General features: G+C 41.9%; 1 pseudogene. It reads right to left on the minus strand.

What is annotated here, in order from left to right:
- Window positions 1–432: pseudogene (locus tag ACFIQE_RS11335) on the minus strand (hypothetical protein); the annotation flags it as partial.
- Window positions 433–554 lie beyond the last annotated feature (122 nt).

Below are 554 nucleotides of genomic sequence, written 5' to 3' on the forward strand. Positions count from 1 at the left end.
TGTCTGGCAATAAGTTAAAAGCTCTCCACAAGTTGGCATAAATGTTTTTGATATCCCAATTGCTTGACCAGTTACGATATCTTCGACGCCTTTTTTCAGAGCATATGCTGAAATCCGTTCCAGCATCATGCTATAGGATAGAACAACGGCTTTGGAATCTGTGTTCGCAGGGACTCTCATGCTTGAGAGTAGGAAAGAAGCTTGCTCAATTTGCTTAACTGAAGCTTTCACAGAGAGCAACGCTTGTAGAAGATTGCAAGCATCTAAGGTTTGCTCTTCCTCCTGTTTCGTCAATGTATTCGCAGCTTTCAGCGTCAATGGATACCCCGGACTGATCATTTCCATAATCTTCTCCAGATGAGAGATGATCTCTGAGTTCGTTGAAGCCTTCTGCAAGCTGTTCTGTGAAAGTTTTCTGAGTGAATTTTCCATGATAACCACCTAACCGTTTTTCCTGTTCTAATCTTGCTTTTTTCTTTGCTAGCGTTCCGATAGGGCTTGTAACCCAATTGTACCAAGTCCTTTGCCAATCTCGTTTGTTTGCATTTTTACCT

Origin of the sequence: Bartonella sp. AA1HLJMS, assembly GCF_042197445.1 — a bacterium.
Lineage (GTDB): Bacteria > Pseudomonadota > Alphaproteobacteria > Rhizobiales > Rhizobiaceae > Bartonella.